This window comes from Bartonella sp. TT119HLJHH, from assembly GCF_042193385.1.
Lineage (GTDB): Bacteria > Pseudomonadota > Alphaproteobacteria > Rhizobiales > Rhizobiaceae > Bartonella.
This window is the reverse complement of record NZ_JBHILS010000086.1, coordinates 1-1480: the sequence shown is the minus strand read 5'-3', so window position 1 is coordinate 1480 and position 1480 is coordinate 1. Positions and strand designations below refer to the sequence as shown.

Annotated in this window: 2 protein-coding genes and 2 pseudogenes; all 4 read right to left on the bottom strand. The window is 46.7% G+C overall.

What is annotated here, in order from left to right; all coding sequences use genetic code 11:
- A pseudogene (locus ACFIJL_RS09380) lies at positions 1-335 on the bottom strand (late control protein); the annotation flags it as partial.
- Complete coding sequence (locus ACFIJL_RS09375) at positions 326-580, bottom strand: tail protein X (RefSeq protein ID WP_375624427.1); 255 nt, start codon at positions 578-580, stop codon at positions 326-328. The gene ACFIJL_RS09375 and the pseudogene ACFIJL_RS09380, both read right to left, overlap by 10 nt.
- Positions 577-1038 (bottom strand): phage tail protein, encoded by a 462-nt coding sequence (locus ACFIJL_RS09370; protein ID WP_375624425.1) that lies wholly within the window; start codon positions 1036-1038, stop codon positions 577-579. The genes ACFIJL_RS09375 and ACFIJL_RS09370 overlap by 4 nt, the downstream gene beginning before the upstream one ends.
- 13 nt (positions 1039-1051) lie before the next feature.
- A pseudogene (locus tag ACFIJL_RS09365) lies at positions 1052-1480 on the bottom strand (phage tail tape measure protein); the annotation flags it as partial.

The window sequence follows — 1480 nt, the reverse complement described above, 5'->3', positions numbered from 1 at the left end:
TGTTCTTTGAGCTCTTTACGCATCGAGGCACTTTTGCCACAAAGGCGCAAGATCTCTCCATCACTGCCACCACAACTTACAACCGATTCGACAACAAAACACCCCATAAAGGCACTGATGCTGTTCTCATAGCCAAAGATCACCTGTAGCGCACTGTTGCTTGAGGGAATCTCTAAATCATTGCCACCATCATCAAACTCTGCTTCAAATGTATCGGCTTCATTGCCCGCATGGTCCGTAATGGTTGCCGTTAAAAGACGCTGGTAAAAAACCTCATGAACAGGTTTGTCTCCCACCTTGACCATAATAAAAGGGTGTGTACGCATTAATCCCATAACCGCTTCACCATGCTTTGGGGATTAGACAACACAAATTCAGGCAGAATGACCTTTAAGCCCCGTGGTAAAAACACACCATATTTGGCAATCTCTGGATTAGCTTCCAGTGTGGCTTCTAAATAGCCTTTGAGTAAACCAGCTTGCCTCCGGTCTCTGAACACTGCCATGGCATGGTGAAAGCAGAGGAGATCGAGGCTCATATCCTCTAGCTCTACAACAACATGCTTTTCTGGTATCTTCATAGAGGTTGTCCCACTTGGATTTGTCTCTCTTGGTATTGTCCTTGTGGTTTTCCGCCATTAAAAAAGGGCAAGAGCGTAATGGAATAGCGGATGCGCTGGGATTGACCAGAGCGACTGATATAGTCGTGGTCTTTATTGATCGTAGTGATTACTACGGGTCCATGGAGAAGGACACTATAGGTGGTATCATTGATCCAACGAAGCATCTGCACCGGCTTTGCTCTTCGGATAGTTGTAGTGATGGCATCTATCGCTACCCGGTCCCCAAATTCTTCTGGAAACCAAACCCCATGAATGGTTTTTGCATCATTGCCATAGCCGGTAAATTGCAAACTGGGTGCCTTGCCAAAACGCTCCATACAAACCCATGAGGCAGAAAACTCTTCTTCAAAAGATTGGAAATTTAGCCAGTCCACATAAAATTGATGCGGTCCTAACATCATCAAAGGATCTCTCATAGGCTCCCTCCCCTCATTCTGTCCCGCCATGCAGGGCATTGGCGCGTGCCCGTTGCAAAGCATGGGCAACCGCACGACCAGTGGCCATGGGTTCACGCGCCCCATTAACATGCACTGTGACATTTTGATTGTGTGTGATGGGGGAACGGTCTTTGTCTCTTTGCTCTCTCGCAGATGAATTTACAGGAGAAGCTCCCGCAAATTGCACGATGGGTTGGATGGCTGTTTTACCCCCCAAAAAACTTGGCAAAAACTCTCTTACATCAATCGACCCAATCCACCCCTTAATGCGGCTAGGCAAAGATTTACAATAATCCATCAATTGTGAGATAGACGACATAAAGCCATCGACAATCGAATTAGCTAGATCTTCGCCCGCTTGTTCCATACCAGCCTTGGCACTCTCCGAGAGCTTTTCCTGTGTAAAAAAACTCTTCAACCA